Annotated in this window: 18 protein-coding genes and 2 pseudogenes; 15 read left to right on the top strand and 5 right to left on the bottom strand. The window is 44.9% G+C overall.

The genetic code is table 11. The features are described from left to right. The first annotated feature begins 15 nt into the window (after positions 1-15). Both MiSe_RS20710 and MiSe_RS20705 read left to right on the top strand, forming a co-directional pair. On the top strand, positions 16-351 hold the full coding sequence (locus tag MiSe_RS20710; RefSeq protein WP_226584484.1) for a DUF2605 domain-containing protein: 336 nt from the start codon (positions 16-18) through the stop codon (positions 349-351). A gap of 106 nt (positions 352-457) precedes the next feature. Next, positions 458-730, top strand: coding sequence for a DUF2973 domain-containing protein (locus MiSe_RS20705; protein WP_226584528.1), 273 nt, complete (start codon positions 458-460; stop codon positions 728-730). A 263-nt stretch (positions 731-993) separates the two neighbouring features. Here MiSe_RS20705 and MiSe_RS20700 read toward each other — a convergent pair whose 3' ends face one another. After that, positions 994-1,482: a peptidoglycan-binding domain-containing protein gene (locus MiSe_RS20700; protein ID WP_226584482.1), complete on the bottom strand. Its 489-nt coding sequence runs from the start codon at positions 1,480-1,482 to the stop codon at positions 994-996. A 257-nt stretch (positions 1,483-1,739) separates the two neighbouring features. Between MiSe_RS20700 and MiSe_RS20695 the strand changes: the two genes are divergently transcribed. The 6 genes from MiSe_RS20695 (at position 1,740) to rppB (ending at position 8,275) form a co-directional block, all read left to right on the top strand. Continuing rightward, positions 1,740-3,914 carry an efflux RND transporter periplasmic adaptor subunit gene (locus tag MiSe_RS20695; protein WP_226584480.1) on the top strand — a complete coding sequence of 725 codons (2,175 nt, stop codon included), beginning with the start codon at positions 1,740-1,742 and terminating at the stop codon, positions 3,912-3,914. Between the two features lie 133 nt (positions 3,915-4,047). Further along, complete coding sequence (locus MiSe_RS20690) at positions 4,048-4,506, top strand: hypothetical protein (protein ID WP_226584526.1); 459 nt, start codon at positions 4,048-4,050, stop codon at positions 4,504-4,506. A 12-nt stretch (positions 4,507-4,518) separates the two neighbouring features. Then, positions 4,519-5,403 (top strand): DUF8832 domain-containing protein, encoded by an 885-nt coding sequence (locus tag MiSe_RS20685; RefSeq protein WP_226584477.1) that lies wholly within the window; start codon positions 4,519-4,521, stop codon positions 5,401-5,403. A gap of 267 nt (positions 5,404-5,670) precedes the next feature. Next, a complete protein-coding gene (locus tag MiSe_RS20680) occupies positions 5,671-6,144 on the top strand; it encodes a DUF2808 domain-containing protein (protein WP_226584474.1) in 474 nt (157 codons plus the stop codon). A 15-nt stretch (positions 6,145-6,159) separates the two neighbouring features. Next, positions 6,160-6,864, top strand: a complete 705-nt coding sequence (gene rppA / locus MiSe_RS20675; protein WP_226584472.1) for a two-component system response regulator RppA — start codon at positions 6,160-6,162, stop codon at positions 6,862-6,864. A 58-nt stretch (positions 6,865-6,922) separates the two neighbouring features. Continuing rightward, the gene (gene rppB / locus MiSe_RS20670) at positions 6,923-8,275 is read left to right on the top strand and encodes a two-component system sensor histidine kinase RppB (RefSeq protein ID WP_226584470.1); all 1,353 of its coding nucleotides are present in this window, start codon (positions 6,923-6,925) and stop codon (positions 8,273-8,275) included. A 189-nt stretch (positions 8,276-8,464) separates the two neighbouring features. Here rppB and MiSe_RS20665 read toward each other — a convergent pair whose 3' ends face one another. After that, a complete protein-coding gene (locus MiSe_RS20665; protein WP_444980528.1) occupies positions 8,465-9,118 on the bottom strand; it encodes a response regulator in 654 nt (217 codons plus the stop codon). Between the two features lie 149 nt (positions 9,119-9,267). Next, complete coding sequence (locus tag MiSe_RS20660; RefSeq protein WP_307731479.1) at positions 9,268-10,416, bottom strand: RNA-guided endonuclease InsQ/TnpB family protein; 1,149 nt, start codon at positions 10,414-10,416, stop codon at positions 9,268-9,270. Positions 10,417-10,809: 393 nt separating this feature from the next. On the opposite strand from MiSe_RS20660, the gene MiSe_RS20655 reads away from it, so the two are divergent. The 3 genes from MiSe_RS20655 (at position 10,810) to MiSe_RS20645 (ending at position 12,015) form a co-directional block, all read left to right on the top strand. Then, positions 10,810-11,409, top strand: a complete 600-nt coding sequence (locus tag MiSe_RS20655) for a superoxide dismutase (protein WP_226584468.1) — start codon at positions 10,810-10,812, stop codon at positions 11,407-11,409. A gap of 176 nt (positions 11,410-11,585) precedes the next feature. Next, positions 11,586-11,798 carry a hypothetical protein gene (locus MiSe_RS20650; protein ID WP_226584466.1) on the top strand — a complete coding sequence of 71 codons (213 nt, stop codon included), beginning with the start codon at positions 11,586-11,588 and terminating at the stop codon, positions 11,796-11,798. Continuing rightward, on the top strand, positions 11,767-12,015 hold the full coding sequence (locus tag MiSe_RS20645) for a hypothetical protein (protein WP_226584464.1): 249 nt from the start codon (positions 11,767-11,769) through the stop codon (positions 12,013-12,015). Before MiSe_RS20650 ends, MiSe_RS20645 begins: the two co-directional genes overlap by 32 nt. Before the next feature lie 128 nt (positions 12,016-12,143). Here the strand turns inward: MiSe_RS20645 and MiSe_RS20640 are convergent, their stop codons facing one another. Then, positions 12,144-12,716 (bottom strand): hypothetical protein, encoded by a 573-nt coding sequence (locus tag MiSe_RS20640; RefSeq protein ID WP_226584462.1) that lies wholly within the window; start codon positions 12,714-12,716, stop codon positions 12,144-12,146. A 47-nt stretch (positions 12,717-12,763) separates the two neighbouring features. Then, on the bottom strand, positions 12,764-13,126 hold the full coding sequence (locus MiSe_RS53905) for a hypothetical protein (RefSeq protein ID WP_264196615.1): 363 nt from the start codon (positions 13,124-13,126) through the stop codon (positions 12,764-12,766). Between the two features lie 298 nt (positions 13,127-13,424). Here MiSe_RS53905 and MiSe_RS20625 point away from each other — a divergent pair, with 298 nt between their 5' ends. The 4 genes and pseudogenes from MiSe_RS20625 (at position 13,425) to MiSe_RS53895 (ending at position 18,367) form a co-directional block, all read left to right on the top strand. Then, positions 13,425-13,955 carry a hypothetical protein gene (locus MiSe_RS20625; protein WP_226584454.1) on the top strand — a complete coding sequence of 177 codons (531 nt, stop codon included), beginning with the start codon at positions 13,425-13,427 and terminating at the stop codon, positions 13,953-13,955. Positions 13,956-14,122: 167 nt separating this feature from the next. Continuing rightward, complete coding sequence (gene ppk1, locus MiSe_RS20620; RefSeq protein ID WP_226584452.1) at positions 14,123-16,348, top strand: polyphosphate kinase 1; 2,226 nt, start codon at positions 14,123-14,125, stop codon at positions 16,346-16,348. Positions 16,349-16,692: 344 nt separating this feature from the next. After that, positions 16,693-16,779: pseudogene (locus MiSe_RS53900) on the top strand (RNA-guided endonuclease InsQ/TnpB family protein); the annotation flags it as partial. A gap of 276 nt (positions 16,780-17,055) precedes the next feature. Further along, positions 17,056-18,367: pseudogene (locus MiSe_RS53895) on the top strand (RNA-guided endonuclease InsQ/TnpB family protein). Positions 18,368-18,684: the final 317 nt, after the last annotated feature.

Here is an 18,684-nt window from a genome sequence, read left to right as displayed (position 1 = left end):
CTTGTCTTTCGATTGATGCCCAATTCAAACTTGCCGGAGCCGGAATTGCTCAAAACCTTACTGGAACCGCTATTAGAAGATTTTACGTATTGGTTTGAGCGCTCGCGCAACTTCCTGGAAACCGAGCAACTTCACTTCTTAACTCAAGAGCAGCAAGCCGATTTACTGGCGCGGGTAAAACAGGCTCAAACTGAAGTCAGAACGACTCAGATGCTGTTTCAAGCCATTGGCGGTCAAGTGGGCGTGGAAACATCCACCCTCATGCCTTGGCATATATTGGTCACCGAATGCTGGCAAGTGGCAATGCGCTTTCGCATGGAGCAATCTACGGAACAAAAACCGGAGATGTAAAGCCTCCAACCCTTAGACTGGCTTGTAACGTTTGGTTAAAATCTCTCATTTTTGATAAAACTTTCTCACCTAATGCTGTTGACTATCTGAATCGGAGGAGGATATGATGTTTCACTTGCTTTACATTTTGGCTTTCACGATAATTGCCTTTTTAGCTGTCGGCAATCTCATGCGCAGCTTGCTTAGTATCAGTACAGATTATCAGTACAACTCGAATTCTAGACGCCGTCCCCAGCAGGTACCGCACCCAGAATTTTTGGATGCGGCTGGTAACGTGATTGAAGAACCTCTTTTGGTGATGAAGTCGATCGGTGTAGAGGACGCACGTCAACAGTTAGAGTCGCTTTATAAAAATCAACCGGAAAATCCGTCGAATTAATATTGACAGATATACAAAGTTGTGAATTCAGCGAACGTGATGCTAGTAACGCAAGTTGCTACTTATCTTTTTAGGGCTGCTCATGGCTAATGGCTAATAGCTAATGGCTAATGGCTAATGGTAGAACCGAAAAATATTCCCATAAGCAATTAGCAATTAGCGATTAGCTTCTGCTGTGCAACCCACGATAGTTATAACTAGCAACTTGGGTTAGTAGGTTGGGTTGAGGTAACGAAACCCAACTCTAAATCTGAATATGTTGGCTAATGGGGAACTTTACTCAAAGCCAACCAAGTATAAAGGCCAACAATGCCATCGGGTACAAGTCCGTAGCGCTTCTGAAAAGCTCGCACCGCAGCATCGGTATCTAAACAAAATTTACCGTTAATTTCGCCGCGAAAGAAGCTAACACCCTGTAAAACAGTCTGCAAGGTTATAACAGCCTCACCCTGACTGCCGCGCTGTAAAGTTGGCATATTGAGCGGGACTCCCGTGTAGAGTGCTTGCCAAGTTAGCGCTCCCACAATACCATCTTTTTTGAGGAAAACGCGGTGCTGAAATGCTTTGACAGCAGCCTCAACTTTTTTGTCAAATAAACCATCGGGGGAAGTGGATAATACCTCGTAGTGAAGTAAGAGTTTTTGTAGTTCTATAACCGCTGGACCAGAAGCACCGCGTCGCAGTAGGGGTTTTTTTATCCGAGGATCTCCAGTTGGTTGCGGTGTGGCGTTTTTATCGCTAAAAGCTTTCATAGTTATTCCCGTACTCATAATCTGTTGGAACACTTTTAGAATAAAGTTGATTTCCCCACTCCCACTTCACCTAAATAGATCGCCCAACTGGGGGATGATTTTTTCGCCACCGCTCATCACAATTTCATCCTAATTTCATCTCTGTATGAAACACTGAAGGGTAAGCGCTTCGGGCAGCTGTCTCGATCGCCGTTGCTGGCGGCTTTCTGGCGTTAGCTACCTGGGTTTGCTTTAGCTGTTCTGTTGGTACTTAACCGATGACGAGCAACTCTTACAGCGGTTTGCAACCGTACTTCATACGGCTTTGTTTGTGTAGCGGCACCGTTAACGGTGCCGCTATACAAACAAAGCCTTTTGGCTCTACCTCAATCATTTGCAATCTGCTAGATCGTTTCCCATCTCTGGCGGCGCTCATAGCAAATCCGGTTCTATTACCCCTTTTATTCCTAACGACTGAAGTCGCGGCTACACAAACAAAGACCGCCTGCGCGGTCTATAAAAATAAAGGGGGTGGTCGAGCCGGATTTGGTATCAGTTGTGTTTCTTCTACGCTGCTGAGTCTGGTTTTACTCACTACTCCCAGTGCTGTTTTAGCCCACGCTGGACATGGAGATGAGTTTCATAGCGGTAGCGAAACAACTCAGGTTTCTGATGCAATTCAGGTAGATACCGAAACCGCCAAACGACTGGGGATTAAAGTTGAGCCAGTCACTCGTCAGCAACTGGCAATTGGGATTAAAACTACCGGGCAAATTGAAACTCTCCCCAGTCAAAAAGTTGAAGTTACTGCACCGATTCCAGGGAAAGTTGTTGAGTTATTGGTAGAACCGGGTGCTAATGTAAAAGCGGGTCAAACCATTGCGGTTATCGCTGCACCCGAGTTGGTGGAATTGCGGGTTAATTCCGAGGAGAAAAGGGCAGAAGCGATCGCCTCTTTACAACAAGCACAAGCCAACTTAAAACTCGCTCAAGAAAACTACGGGCGTCAGCAAACAATCGCCGCCTCGGAAATAGCGCAAGCGACAAGCCAACTCGCAGCCGCTCAAAAACAATATGACCGAGATCGAGAGCTAGTAAATCAAAAAGCTGTTTTAACAGTTGCCCAAGAAAACTATCAGCGTCAGTTGCGAATTTCGGAAGCAGAAATCGCCAGAGCGAAAACAGAATTAGCTGTGGCTCAGGAACAGTACGATCGAGAGCGAGAATTAGTGGCACAAGGAGCGTTACCGCGCCGGCAAATGCTAGAATCTGGGGCGCATTTAGCAGCAGCGAAAGCATCTCTTGCTAAGGCACTCGGACGCCCAGAAGTTATCCAAGCTGAAACTGAAGTGAAACGCGCTGAAGTAGATTTACCTTGGCGGGATTTGCGGGAATCAGAAAGTAAATTGGCAGAAGCAAAAGCTTTACTTACAAAAGCGCTGAGTCGGCGCGAAGTTTTAGAAGCAGAAGCGGAATTAAAACGCGCTACCTCTGGGGTTGAAGTGGCAAAATCGCGGCTCAATTTAAGTAACGAGGCTTATCAAACTCGGCTGCAACAATTAGGAACAAAAGCTAATGGGAAAGGATTGGTAACGGTAACGGCTCCCATTGCTGGCAAAGTTGCCGAGCGAGAAGTGACTTTGGGTCAATCATTTCAAGATGCCGGGGGCAAGTTAATGACAATTGTCAATGACAGTCGGGTTTTTGCCAGTGCTAATATTTATGAAAAAGATTTATACAAAGTCAAGAAAGGTCAAAAAGTCAGCGTGAATGTTGCTAGTTTGCCCAACCAAACATTGAGCGGTAAAATAACCGTTATTGGTTCTGTTGTAGAAGGAGAAACACGAGTCGTGCCGGTAAAAGCCGAATTGGAAAACTATAGCAACGTGCTAAAACCGGGGATGTTTGCCGAATTAGAAGTTTTAACAGATACTACAAACAGTGCAATTTTGGCGATTCCTAACTCAGCAATTGTTGATGGGAATGGCAAAAAAATTGTGTATCTCCAAAATGGCAATGCTTATCAACCCGTTGAAGTAAATTTGGGTCAAACTTCTGGGGATATGGTTGAAGTTAAAACTGGGTTATTTGAGGGAGATTTAATTGTTACCCAGCGGGCGACTCAACTTTATGCCCAATCGTTGCGCGGTGGTAGTAAAGCAGGGGAGCATGGGAGCGGAGGAGCAGGGGAGAAAAAAGTAAATTCTTCTATCCAAAATGGTCTACCTTGGTGGTCATTTATACCACTTGGGGGTGCGATCGCATGTGGCACATTTTGGGCAGGTACTGTTTGGGCGAGTCGTCGTGGGAAGCAAAATCCGGTGGCGATCGCTTATATCGAATCCGACATTTCTACCTATGAAATACAAAATTCTAAACATCCAACTCTATCTCGTTCAGGTGTAGGAGGTGAGCATCAAGAACCTCACCATGATGTAAAGTCTAAAATATAAAATTGCCATGCTCAGTGCTGTTGCGCCAATCAATTACCCGCCAGAGAATAAATTCTCTGGCTGATAGCGGAAGTCCTCTCAAGAGGACTATAAAACAAAGTGCGTTTTTCAGTGGATACAAGGAAAAAAAATGATGCGGTCCCTCAAATCAAACTTGTTGGTTATCGGTAGTGTCCTGTTCTTAGCAGCTTGTAGTAACAACACATCTTCTACAACTTCAACCAACACCTCAGCAGTAACTACCGCCGAAACCGCTACAAAATCACAGGTTTTCAAATCCTCAAAAATCGGTCAAGTAGTTGAAACAGGTGCTTACCATTTAGAGTTTGTAGCTGAAAAAGAAGACAGCGGAACGCACCTAGATTTTTATTTACTAAAAGGCGAAGCTCACGAAACAGTTCCTAATGCTAAAGTAACAGCTCAAGTTCAATTACCAGATGGAACGCCGAAAAATTTAGATATGAAATACGATGCAGAGGGCAAACATTACGCTGTTGTGCTTCCCCAAAAAGCAGCGGGTCAATATCAAGTTAAAATCACAGCAGATATTGGGGGAGAAAAAGTTAACGGTAGGTTTTCTTTCAATCAATAAAGTGGCAGAATTATGAATAAAAAATTAGCGCTTTACGGTATGATTGGCCTACTAGCAGGTAGCGCCGTTACCGCAGTAGCTATTGCCCGTAGCCCAAAAATGCAACCCACACAGGAAACTCATCATTCCCACGAACATCACATGGGAATGGGAGAAAATAGTCACAACCACCACCATCAAGAACAAGGGCAAATAACCGCAAGTTCCCAGGCTAAACTTACCGTTCCAAAAACAATTGCTGCGAATCAAAATGTGACGTTGGGAATTGATATTCAAGACAAGGCTGGGAATGGGATATCTAAATTTGACACCTTTCAAGAAAAGCTGATGCACCTAATAGTTGTCAGCGATGATTTGCAGGTTTTCGATCACCTTCATCCCACTTACAAAACCAACGGACATTTTGCAGTCGATGCCAAGTTTCCCCAACCAGGAAATTACACTATTTTCAGCGACTATAAACCCTCTGGACAATCAGAACAAATTTCGGTTCTAAAAGCGCAAGTCCCTGGAAACAGTCCAGCCACACCCATCGTTAACTTTAATCGCAGCAAAACCTTTGGGGATACCAAAGTCAATTTTTTGCTTTCTCAACCGCAACCCAAAGTGGGTAAAGAAGTCACTCTAATATTTAACTTACAACAGACTTCTAACAACCAACCCATTGCAGATTTACAGCCTTACTTGGGTGAGAAAGGACATTTAGTTATCGTCAAACAGTCATCCCCATTGACTAAAGCCGATTATATTCACGCCCATGCTGTAAAAGATAGTCCTGCCAATCAAGTGCAGTTTATCACCAGCTTTCCTCAAGCAGGGATATATAAACTCTGGGGACAATTCAACCGCAATGGTAAAATTGTCACCGCTGATTTTTGGGTGAATGTTGTTCAGTAACTTTGCCCAGTTATACCAAATCCGCTTCCAACACCGCCTTTTTAACCCTCACCCTTAAGGGTGGGGCTACACAAACTCTCGCCCGCCTACGCGGGCTATAAAATAAGGGGGGCGAGCAAACCGGATTTGGTATTATAAAGTAGGAGCGAGAGTTTCTCGCTCCGATAAATTTATGACTTAGCCCTAAATATTTCATCTTGATTTCACAATTGCTTGTTAACGTAGTTAGTAGTAAAGAAAAAATAAGTTTTTTAATAAGAAAATACCATGAAAAAGCTAATTTACATGGCGGGATCTATCCTGGCGATCGCTTCGGCGATTCCAGCAGTTCATGCAACAAAAAGTCACTGGGATCTCAAAGTTACTCACATTATCCATAGCGGCGCACATCCTAATAACGCTCGCTTCCCAAATCCGACTCATCATTTTGAAATTCACGTGCAAGGAGCTGCCCTTTCATCACTTTCAATTGCTCTACCAGATGGCATTAAAATCCGCAATGGAATTGAAGTAACCAATCAATCGGATAACAGAATTGATGCCCAAGTTTCTATCAATAACAAAAAGGCTACGGTTGTTTTTTCCCAACCCGTACCGGCTGAAACCATCCTATCAATTAATATGAATGGCGTTCGGACTCCAATGTATAACGGCTTTACTTGGTTATACCCAGTTTATGGCACAATCCCTGGAATGAATCAAGAAATTCCCCTGGGAACCGTTCGCATTCAAACTTATTGATGATAGATTACTCTTATGCGAGTGCTGCTAGTTGAAGATGAACCAGATTTAGGAAAAGCGATTAAGCGAACCTTGGAACGGGAAAAATATATCGTTGACTGGGTAAGTAATGGAAATGAAGCTTGGAACTTTCTAGAAAACCAGTGGACCCAGTATACCGTGGCTATTTTTGATTGGTTATTGCCAGGGATATCCGGATTAGAATTGTTGGGTCGCTTGCGTGCTAAAAATAATCCGCTACCCGTATTGATGCTAACCGCAAAAGATCGAATGGAAGATAAAGTAACCGGACTGGATGCGGGGGCAGATGATTATTTAGTCAAGCCTTTTGGTATGGCAGAATTGCTGGCAAGGTTGAGAGCATTGCAGCGGCGATCGCCTCAAATCCAACCCCCACAGTTACAGGTAGGCAACCTCACTCTCGACTACGGCACTCGCACGGTTTATTCTCAGAATAAAAATGGTGAAAAACCAGAAATTTCCCTGACTAATAAAGAATTCCAGTTGCTAGAATATTTAATGAAACATCCCAATCAAATTATCACCAGCGAGCAAATTAGAAATCAAATTTGGGAAGCTAGTGCAGATACTTTTAGTAATGTAGTGGCGGCTCAAATGCGTCTGCTGCGCCGCAAATTAGAACCGATTGGCTGTGCCAATATAATTGAAACAGTGCATGGTGTCGGCTATCGTTTAAATTCGGTAATCGGTAATTGGTAATAGGTAATAGCAAAGACCAATGACCAAGCAATTAGCAATTAGCAATTAGCCAAATAATATGAATCAAAATAAGCTGTTTAATCAAACTCGGTGGCGGTTAGCTTTCTCCTATGCTGGGGTGATGGGTTTGATTTTAAGCTTGTTGGGGTTTGGGGTTTATCACGCGATTGCCCACGCTCATTGGGTAGCTATAGACAATGAATTAGAATCAGTCGCGGGGACGCTACACGACAGTTTGGAACTAAAATTAAAGCAACCCGGACGCTTAGAACCAATGGTGAGCGAACTGTTACCAAATCTCTGTATGGTTGGGGTTAGCTGCGTTAAATCACCATCCAATTCTTCCCGCCATACCCTCAGCGCCATTAACCAAGGTCACTACTATATTCGATTATTTGATATATCGGGACGATTGATCGCGATCGCCGGCGCTTATCCAGAAGGAATACCCCAAAAATTTAACCCAGAAACTTGGCAAACTCTCACCGATAGCCAAGGCAACATCTATCACCAAATTTCTGTTCATCTGCACACTAAAACTTACCAAAATTGGGGTTACTTCCAAGTCGGGCGCAGTCTCAAAGACTTTGAAGATTATTTGAATATAGTCAAATGGTCTTTAAAAATTGGCTTGCCAATCTCTTTAATTTTGGTAGGTGTTGCTAGTTGGTGGTTAGCTGGGTTAGCGATGCAACCAATTTACAAATCTTACCGACAAATCGAACAATTTACCGCCGATGCTGCTCACGAATTGCGAACGCCTTTAGCAGCAACTCAGGCAACTGTAGAATCGGCATTAATGCATGTAGATGAAAAAGAAGCGCGAGAAATCCTAGAAACAATCGAACGTCAAAATAAACGCCTGACCCAGTTAGTTGCCGATTTATTGCTGCTATCGCGGATGGATAAACAATCTGCCTCCGCGCGACGCCAAATCTGTTGTTTGAACGATTTGGTAAGCGATTTAATAGAAGAATTAGCAGCATTAGCGATCGCACACCAAGTCCATCTGAAATCCGACATCCGGGTAACAACACCACTCAAGGTTTTAGGCAATGCCGATCAGCTTTATCGTTTGGTTGCTAATTTAATCGTAAATGCCATTCAATATACCCCATCGGGTGGAAAAGTTACTGTTATTTTAGAACGCAGCGATCGCGAAGCATTCATTCAAGTTCAAGACACAGGAATTGGCATACCCAACGCAGATCAAAAGCGAATTTTCGATCGGTTTTATCGCGTCAATAGCGATCGATCTCGCCACACCGGCGGATCGGGATTGGGATTAGCGATCGCACAAGCGATCGTTCAAGCACATGGAGGTAGCATCCAAGTGCAAAGCGAATTAGGCAAAGGTAGCACCTTCACAATTCGATTGCCTTGTGTTTCTCCTAATAACCCAAGTTGCTAATGGCTAATGGCTAATGGCTAATGGCTAATGGCTAATTGCTAATGGCTACAAAACTTACGCAAAAAAACAAAGGTGATAGGAAAAAATGGCTGGCTGGCTAATTGCTAATTGCTAATTGGGAGATGTGAAGCTCACAACACTAATATCCTTCCATTAACCATTAGCCAGCCATGAGCTATTAGCATTTCTTCAAACAATTCCATTTCGCAGCGCTACAACAGCAGCTTGCACTCGATCGTCCACCGATAATTTATTCATAATCCCCCGCACGTGGGTTTTAACTGTATTCGTACTCAAATAAAGTGCAGCAGCAATTTCTGGATTACTTTTGCCTTCTACCATCAGTTTTAAAACTTCTAATTCCCGCTGGGATAATTGACCGATATTGTCACTAGGCGCGGGTGGTTTTAAATGTTCAATCACTCGCCGCGCAATTTGCGGATCGAGGTAGGTAGCGCCTTCAATTGCAGCGGAGATCGCATTCAACAACCGATCTATACTCGCACCTTTCACACAATAAGCATCCGCACCGCTAGAAAGCGCCGCAATAATTTCCGTTTCCGCCGTGTGGGAAGTTAGCATTACTACTCGCACATCCGGAAGCGCCGCCTTAATTTCCTGGGTCGCAGCTATTCCATCTTTGCGCGGCAAACCAATATCCATCACAACTACATCTGGTTTGAGTCTCAACGCCGCTTGTACACCCAAATAACCATCTTCCGCTTGTCCGACAAGGGTGTATTGGGGTTGCGCGCTTAACGACTGTTCTAACCCCAATTGCATCATCGGATCGTCTTCCACGATTAAAATCCGAATTGATTTTGACTCGGTTTCGGGTGCCATAAGTTGCAATTACATATCGCTTGGCTATCAGTTTGACATGCTCCCCAAGAGAGCTGACGCCGAGGGTGGGGATTCCCATCATCGCTGATGAGATTTCCTGGTTCGTCGAGTAACCTTAGTCGTCTGGGTTTCCCCATCCTCGCAGCGGGTCATCTCCCTAGCGGCGTAACTTTCCGAGTGCCCCTCGGTAGTTGAGCTAGACCTTGTAATGCTTTAACCAGAATATTGATGGCAGCATTCGTATCGCGGTCATCTAAGTAACCGCAATGCGGGCATTTATGAGTACGGGTCGATAAGGCTTTCTTGACCTCATGCCCACAATTGGAGCAATTTTGGCTGGTGTAATAAGGTGCTACAGCAATCACTGGCACATCAAATACTTTGCCAAAATACTCTAACCACTGCCTAAACAATGTCCAGCTAGCATCAGATATTGATTTGGCTAGATGATGGTTCTTAACCATATTCCGCACTTTTAGGTCTTCAATGGCTACCAAGTCTGCCGACTGGACGAGCGCCCTGGCAGTCTTAACCGCAAAGTCTTTACGCCGCCTCGATACCGCCAGATGCGTTCTACCTAACCGCTGGATGGCTTTCTTGCGGTTTTTTGAACCTTTAGTTCTGCGAGAAACCCGTTTTTGTGCGCGTTTTAATGCCTTCTCTGCTTTTCTTAAAAACCTGGGATTCTCAATCTTTTTGCCATCAGAATCGGTGTAGAAATGGTTTAAACCAACATCTATCCCCAGCATTTTTTTGGTGGGTTCGTGCTTTTCAATCCGTTCAGTGTCGATGGAAAACTGTACGTAGTATCCATCAGCTCTACGAACGACGCGAACTCGCTTAATCTGCTCTTTTTGGTAAAAGTGCAAGTCACTACTGCCCCACAACCTAAAGGTTCCAGCCTTAAAGCCATCCCTAAATGTAATGGTTAATCGGTCTTCCGATAACACCCATCCGTCCACCTTGTACTCTACAGAACCGTGAGTTTGATGTTTTTTAAATTTAGGGAATCCTTTCTTGCCTGGAACCTTTTTCTTGCAATTGTCAAAGAACCTTGCAATGGCGCTCCAAGTTCTTTCGGCACTAGCTTGACAAGCTTGAGCCGAGAGTTTTTTGCACCAAGAAAATTCTTCTCTGAGTACTTTGCAATATTTGTTGAGGTCGTATCTATCAACACCTTTGTTATCCATCCAGTACCGCAAGCACGAATTACGCACAAAACTCGCAGTACGAATCATCTCGTCTAAGATGGCATACTGCTCGTTCGTTCCACGTAATTTTGCTTCAAATACTAACATGGTGGTATTGACTCTATGTCAGTCATCCTAACATAGGATTAAAGGGTTTGTAAAAAGCGGGTACACCCTTCCGCTTTTTACAAAGGGAGTTCATGTACCAAAGGCTTACTCCACTTCGTTTCGTTGAAGCCTCTGTCCTATAACTCCCCAGACCCCACATTACGATAGGCAAACCCGCGCAGGCATATCACTCCTGCGTCAAATTTCTTGATCGCATTACTGTTTTAAAGTCAATTTCTTTATTTCCCTACCACCATTGATAGATGACAAAAACCTTACTTTGCCTATCTTTCGACTTTTGATAGAAAGTCCTATCATAAATAACGGTATTATGAGCTGGTGAGCTTGTGCATGAGTTCGCCAGGGAAAAGCTTCTAGAGAGGATCGAACACAATGGCATTTACACTTCCCGATTTACCCTACGCCGCCAACGCCCTAGAACCCTACATGTCGGCAAATACCTTTTCATTTCACCACGCCAAGCACCACGCGGCTTACGTGACTAATCTCAACAACTTGATCAAGGATACGGAACTCGCCGATAAGTCCTTGGAAGAAATTGTCACCACCAGCTTTGGAGATCCAGCCAAAGCAGGTATATTCAACAACTCCGCGCAAGTCTGGAACCACACTTTCTTCTGGAACTCAATGAAACCGGGTGGTGGCGGCGCTCCTACGGGCGCGATCGCGGATAAAATTAACGCCGACTTCGGCAGCTACGACAAATTCAAAGAAGCGTTCAAAACCGCTGCTGCTACTCAATTTGGTAGCGGTTGGGCTTGGTTGGTATTAGAAAATGGCACCCTCAAAGTCACCAAAACCCCCAACGCCGAAAACCCAGTGGTTCACGGACAAACCCCCCTGCTGACTTTGGATGTTTGGGAACACGCCTACTATCTGGACTATCAGAACAGACGCCCAGACTTCATCGCCACCTACCTCGACAACTTGGTTAACTGGGACTTCGCCAACCAAAATATGGCAGCTGCGTAAGTAGCTTTCAATCGGGTCCCGTTTGTGGTAGTAGCACGGCCTCAGTAAGTTTTGTCGCCAGCACAAAGTTCTTCCTATGCCGTGCTACTACGAACAGAAACCCGGTTTCTTTAAGAAACCGGGTTTCTTGTACTAATTGTGTAACAATTTGTAAAAAAGCTTAGAAACATGCGATCGTGAATAGCAAAGAACTTGCACAATACCTAGAAGCGACCGACAGCATTCACAAGCCTTGGCTGTTGGTGCAACTCCGTCTGAAGAAACTGCAAGAACGTCGCGCCACCCTTTCCCCTGAAGAGTATGCCAACGAGTTAGCCGACATTCACAAAGACTTGATGAAGTTAGGTGAATGGTGGGTTGGCATCGAAGACGAAGTATTCGGTTCGTGAACGCTTGCACCAGCGTAGCGTGAGGGAATGCGATCGCTTCGCTGTTACCCCCCAGCGCTGGCAGCAACACAAAACCAGCGACGCGGCGGGATGCGTACCCTGGTGCCAGCCAGTAGGGGCACGGCATCCTTCAGTTTTTGATGAAACCGAAATCCTATCTACGCCGTGCCCCTACGCTGGGATCAAAAGAAATAAAAATCGCTGTAACTATTCTTGAGAGTGTTTGCTTCATCTTCTTGAGCGCTTCCTAGGCAGTCGGAGTAATCCGAATCGCTATCTGAACCGTTTTCTTTTCCCCGTGGGCTGCGTGTTTCGCTTTCGCCATAGATTTTTATTGTCATGCAATTAAATAGCTGCGTTCTCTATTACATCTGCTTTCCAGTTTTCCAGAGATAGTAAAAGCTCTTGTTTGCGTTTTTTAAGTTGCTCTACCCTCTCTTTGTACTTTTCAATACTAGCTATAGCTTTTTCAATTTGCTCCTCATATTCAGCCAACTGATACTCAGTTTCTTCTATCAGCTGGCTAATGATTCCCCCAGCGCCTGCTGGTCTTGGCTGATTCGGAGTTGACTTAAGCCAATGTTGGCTATTAGCTCTGAGCGCGTCATGTTTAGTCTGTTCGCCCAAGCGTCTAGATTCTCTATTGCCGTCTGAGGTAGAGTGACCGTCACATCCTTGACTGGCTCTCCGTACTTGGTTTTTCTTCCCACTTTGTCTTATGCCCATGTGAAATTTCCTTAATTTTACCCGTGTAATACTGGGAATTTTACCCGTGTATAGAATGTTATTTGAGTCCATGGGTAAAATACTGGCTGACCTCTCTGCCTCGAACAGAGGCAGATATCCAAAGGCAGCTAACCCGGAAGAAAAATTAAGCAGGTGATGACTGGGGTAAATGTCGCTCGCTGCTAACCCCACGCTGGCAGTAAAACAAAACCAGCGATGCGGTGGGTGCGATCGCTGGTTTATTCAGGTTCTTCAATTTTTGTTTGTTGAAGTTCTAACTCTTTAAGGCGATAAAAACCTTCCAGCCTTTTGAGTATTTCTTGCTCCTCATCCTGATACCACTTAACACTAGCTCGTGCCTTCTCCAGTCGATCTTTGTAATCCTCAATCAACTGGTCAATGATTCCCCCAGCGAGCGAACCGGAGTAATTGCTATTTGTCCCCGACTTAGTTGTTCCAGTAGTTCGCTGATCGACATCCCCATTGCCGCCGTTAGCTGCTCTAACTTCTCCTTCCCTTCGGGGGTTAGGCGAAGTTGCAGCTTTTCCGACTTCCTTTGATTGTGCTGATAGTGTTTTGACTTCGGCATCTGTATCGGTCATAAACATTTCCTTTGATTGTACTGGCAATGTTAAGGGATTGCCATCTTGATGTTGAAGTTATTGCCATCCTTAAAATATATAGCATTATAAAAATGGCAATAATTCGCCTGATACGACGCCCCTCACCCAGCGGCGGTAAATGAGGAGCAATCCCCGTTTTAAAGGAGGTGATGTCTAGAAAAGGAGGTTTTGTTTGTGTAAACCATTAAACTCTAAAGGCTTTCTGTTTCTGTAGCGAGCGCGAATTTTAATGGCTTTGGCGATCGCTTTTACTTCCCATTGAGATCGAACAATAACCATGAACCAAACAATCGAGGAAATCATCGCCCGCTTTGGGAAAGAAGGTTGGCTTGTGCAAAAAACAAAGGAAAGCTTTTGGGCGCTGCGACCCAAGGGATTATTTAATTACAAGGTCTTACTTTTGACCTACAATCCCTTTGACGACAAGTTCACAATTGTTAAACCCCCGAACCCCAACGATCCCCATTACAAGCAAGCGGTGAAGATTTTGGCGGTCTGCGATCGCAAAGGCCCCTGGTTTAAGGATGCGAGCGCTTGCCAAAAAAATAGCTTTAAATCCTTCAATCATGATACAGGTAACATGGCTATTATTCTCCAGATTTCTGCCGAGAGATTTCTAAATTTTGACGAGATTCGCCTAGTGACAGCTAACATCGACGATGGCGAATTCAAAGTGACAGTTTGGTGGCGAGATGGAGAAACCAGCGATGTTTTCCACGACGAGCAAGCTAAAAAGGTTATTCAACTTGTAGAGCTTTATGCCCTGGCGAACTTAAAACGATTGCAACCCGATGGTGGCGAAGATTGACCGCCTGACGAGCTGGCTTGACTCGGTTAGCGAAATCCCACTCGTCTTGGGTGCGAGCCAAGTGAAATAGCAGATTGTAAAATTCAGCTTCAATTCAACTGAAAAACTACAACTTTCCATCTACAATCGAAAATGGCTGCTACCTACTCTTTAAGCATACGCCCATCATGCCTAAAACTAAAAAAACCCTCACCGATGTTAACCTCAGCGATTCCCAATATTACTTTAGCCGCGAATTAAGCTGGTTAGAGTTCAATTACCGGGTTTTGCAGGAAGCACTCGACCCCAAGACGCCGCTTTTAGAACGTCTGAAGTTTATGGCAATTTTTAGCGCCAACCTGGATGAATTTTTCATGGTGCGCGTTGCTGGTGTGAAGAAACAGGTGGAAGCCAGAGTAACCCAGGTGACACCGGATGGTAGGACGCCCCAAGAACAGCTAGAAGCCATCTGCCATAAACTGCGTCCTTCTGTAGCGCTTCAGCATCAACACTTTGATAAAGTCATGCGGTTTGAGTTGGCACAAGTGGGAGTTTATATCCTAGATTACATGGACTTGAACCAGGAACAGAAAAATTATCTACAACAGTATTTTGAAGAGCAGGTTTTTCCCGTACTCACGCCTTTAGCTGTTGACCCCAGTCATCCTTTTCCTTATATTTCCAATCGCAGCCTAAATCTGGCGGTGGTAATTCAAGACCCGGAAACAAAAGAAGAATTTTTTGCCAGAGTTAAAGTTCCAAAAGTATTGCCAAGATTTATATCATTGCCGCTAGAAAATTATCAATTACCAGGAAATAACAACAGCAAGATAGAACAAAAATACGAGTTAGAAACCGCTATAAAAAATCAAAATTCAAAGCCCAAAACGATTTGGCAGGGCGTTCCGATAGAACAGGCGATTGCTCACAATTTGGCAGCCTTATTTCCAGGGATGAATATTCGGGAATGCCATCCGTTTCGGATTACGCGCGATGCGGATTTATCGGTGCAAGAAGATGAAGCCGATGACCTACTGTTGGCAATTGAACAGGAACTCCGCAAGCGTCGTTTGGGGGGTTCAGTTGTGCGGCTGGAAATTCAAGGGACGACTTCTGAAACGGTGCGCCAAACGCTGATACAAGAGTTGTCTTTGCACCAAAACGATGTTTATGAATTGGAGGGGATGCTGGGACTGGGGGATTTAATGTATTTTATGGGCTTGCCCTTGCCAGAATTAAAAGATGTCCCGTGGAGTCCGGTCGTACCGCCGCGCTTGCGACGTCTGGCGGGAATCAATCCTAGCGCTTTTGACTCGCAAGAAGAAGGAGAAGATTTTTTCAGCATCATTCGCAACGGGGATTTGTTGGTACACCATCCTTATCACTCATTTTCGGCAACGGTGCAGCGTTTTATTATGCAAGCAGCTTGCGATCGCGATGTCCTGGCAATTAAAATGACGCTCTACCGCACGTCAGGAGATTCGCCGATTGTCAACGCTTTGATTGCAGCAGCGGAAAATGGCAAGCAGGTTGTAGTTTTGGTGGAACTAAAAGCCCGTTTTGATGAAGAAAATAATATCCAATGGGCGCGCAAGTTGGAACAAGCGGGGGTACACGTGGTTTATGGTTTAGTAGGTTTAAAGACTCACACCAAGGTCGTGTTAGTGGTGCGCCGAGAAGACGACCGCATCCGCCGCTACTTTCACATCGGCACGGGAAATTACAATCCAAAGACCGCTCGTCTTTATACGGATTTGGGAATTTTAAGTTGTCGTGAAGATTTGGGGGCGGATTTGACCGATTTGTTTAACTATCTAACGGGTTACTCGCGGCAGCGGTCTTATCGTAAGCTGATGGTAGCTCCGGTGAATTTACGCGATCGCTTTCTCTCCCTGATCCGCCGCGAAATTCAACATTGCCAGAACGGCGCTTCTGGGCGCATTGTCGCTAAAATGAATTCCCTGGTAGACCCGCAAATCATTGCCGCCCTCTACGAAGCCTCGCGGGCAGGGGTTAAAATTGACCTGATCGTGCGCGGTGTTTGCTGTCTGCGTCCGGGAATCGAAGATATAAGCCAAAATATCCGCGTTATCAGCATTGTGGGCCGGTTTTTGGAACATTCTCGCATTTATTATTTCCAAAATGGCGGTTTAGAGGAAGTTTATATCGGCAGTGCCGATTGGATGACGCGCAACTTGGATCGCCGCGTCGAAGCGATCGCTCCCGTAGAAGACGCGAATTCAGCCAAAGATTTGCAAGAAATTCTGGGAATTATGCTCGCAGATAACTGCAAAGCTTGGGAATTACAGCCGGATGGCAGTTACATCCAACGCCGTCCTCCTGAGAATGCCAAAGAACAAAGCGCCCAGAAAATATTGATGGATATGGCACTACAATCAGCCGGTTTGGCTTGAAAAACCCAGACGCACATCTGATACCATGTCCTTAGGTATCGGTAGTGTATGGATGGCTAATTGCTAATTGCTCGCAATTCAATTGCCTCCAGAGCAGCCATTAGCGATTAGCTATTAGCAGTTACACAACCGTTGCAAGAGGACATGATATGAGCAACAAGATGGGGAAGATGAAGCAGAAAAAACCATTGAAGTCTGCCTCATCCTTCCCGATGTAAGCTTACCCCCAGCTAGAAGCGCGGGAACTTTCGCCACAACCCATATCCTAGAGCGTGGTCATCACCAGTCTGATTACTACCAGTGACGCAGAAAAACTAGCTAATCCCAAGCATTTTAATCGCCTTCGTCAGCAACAAGACCTCCAGTTTTTGCATGAAGTAAGTTCTGTGCCATTGCAACAAGGTTTGAGACATCTGCAAACCGCATTTACAAGAATTAGGTTGAAAGCCCCCGTCATTTATGCGGGGGATGAAAACCAAAGGCTAGATTTATCTAGCCAGTCATAATCCAGCTATTACAGCGGATTGCAACCGTATGAGGTACACCGCAAGGCAAGTGTAGCGGCACCCTTAAGGGTGCCGCTACACTTGCCTTGCGCCAGTTGGCTGTACTTCACTCATTTGCAATCCGCTGTAAGATTTGCTAAGTGACGAAGTTTGTAGATTAACAAATAGTATAATTTGTCTGAGCAAAGGAGGTGATTTTTTTTGTACGGATGCCAACAAGAACTAATACCAAAAACCAAAGAGTTAACGCCCGTAATGGAGTACCTGTGTAGCGAAATTAACGACTTAACAAACTGTGCTATCTACTAGGCTCGTCAGATTTATTTTAAAACCGGAAGAATTTTGTACGGCAAAGCAGGAAGCGCGGTATTGTGCAAAGAGATGAAAGCTTCTTTGCATTACGGTGCAGTTTATTCTCAAGTCGCACAGCAAGCGCTTAACGGCATCGCCGAATCTTTTAAATCGTTTCAAGATCTGATCGGTTCCTACAAAAAGGGCGAATTGGAAAACAAACCACGCCCACCAAAATACCGCAAATCGAACGGTATGGCGATTGCCACCTATCCGAAGCAAGCGTTAAAGCTGGTAGGAAAGCAAGTACGCTTCCCAATGGGACAGCTTTGTAAAACTTGGTTTGGGGTAGAAGCATTCTGGTTAACCATGCCATCCAACCTGCGGTTTGAAAATATCAAAGAAGTGCGGATACTGCCTCGCAATCGATGCTTTTATGCCGAGTGGGTTTACGTTCAAAATAAAGTACCAGTTGTACTATATCCATCGCGGGTGCTGGGCGTTGATAGCGGGGTGACTAATTGGTTAACCTGCGTCAGCAACATCAATACCTCTTTCATTATTGATGGGCGACACGTCAAATCCCTAAACCAATGGTTTAACAAATCGGTCGCCAAAATTAAAGAAGACAAGCCACAAGGATTTTGGTCGAAGCGGCTTGCTCATTTAACGGAAAAGCGCAATCGACAGATGCGCTTCGGCCATCAATAAAGCGGCAATAATTGTCATTAATCACTGCTGGGATCATAAAATTGGGCGCATTGTTTTTGGCTGGAATCAGGGAATTAAACAAGAAATAAATATTGGCAAGCGCAATAACCAATCTTTTGTTCAAATCCCAACAGCTAAATTAAAATGCCGTATTGCTCAGTTGTGCGAACAATACGGCATACAGTTTATCGAAACTGAAGAAGCTGATGCGTCGGTAGCATCTTTTTTAGACGGCGATACAGTTCCTAAATACGGTGAGAAACCCAAAGACTGGAAGTCGAAGGGATCGCGAGTTAAGCGCGGGTTGTTCCGTGCTGCGAACAACTTTTATGTCAATGCTGATGCTAACGGAGCAGCCAATATCATAACCAAAGTAAGCGCAACACTTGGACTCGATCTGAGTGGAGTGTCTAGGGGGACGTTGACCTCCCCGCCCAGGATTTTCCTGTGGAAATTGGCAAGTAAAAAGCGGAGCAACGTGTCAAGAGACCGTTGCTTCGCCTCCTTGTAGAATCCCCCTCTAAGAGGGGGGAGGGTCAAGCGATTAAAATCCCTCGTTAAGTCTTTCATCCTCCGGATCAATCGCGGTTGCTCTCCAACTGCCGCAGGTTGATGGTGAAATGGGCAGAAATTTAAAGATTGTGTGAAGCTGGCGCTCTCGCAGCCTGTCCGCCGCCGGCGTGCAGTATAATCGCTTTTTGCCATCAATCAACTGAGAATTTACTCAATCGACTCAAGTTTGTACTTAAATATTTTTCTGATAAATTTATGTAAATAAAAAATATTTTATGTTTATATCCGGCATCAGCCCGAATTTACTTGCATCTT

The sequence above is a fragment of the Microseira wollei NIES-4236 genome, assembly GCF_020521235.1.
GTDB lineage: Bacteria > Cyanobacteriota > Cyanobacteriia > Cyanobacteriales > Aerosakkonemataceae > Microseira > Microseira wollei.
Note: the sequence above shows the minus strand (reverse complement) of the source record. Positions and strands in the feature narration are given on the sequence as shown.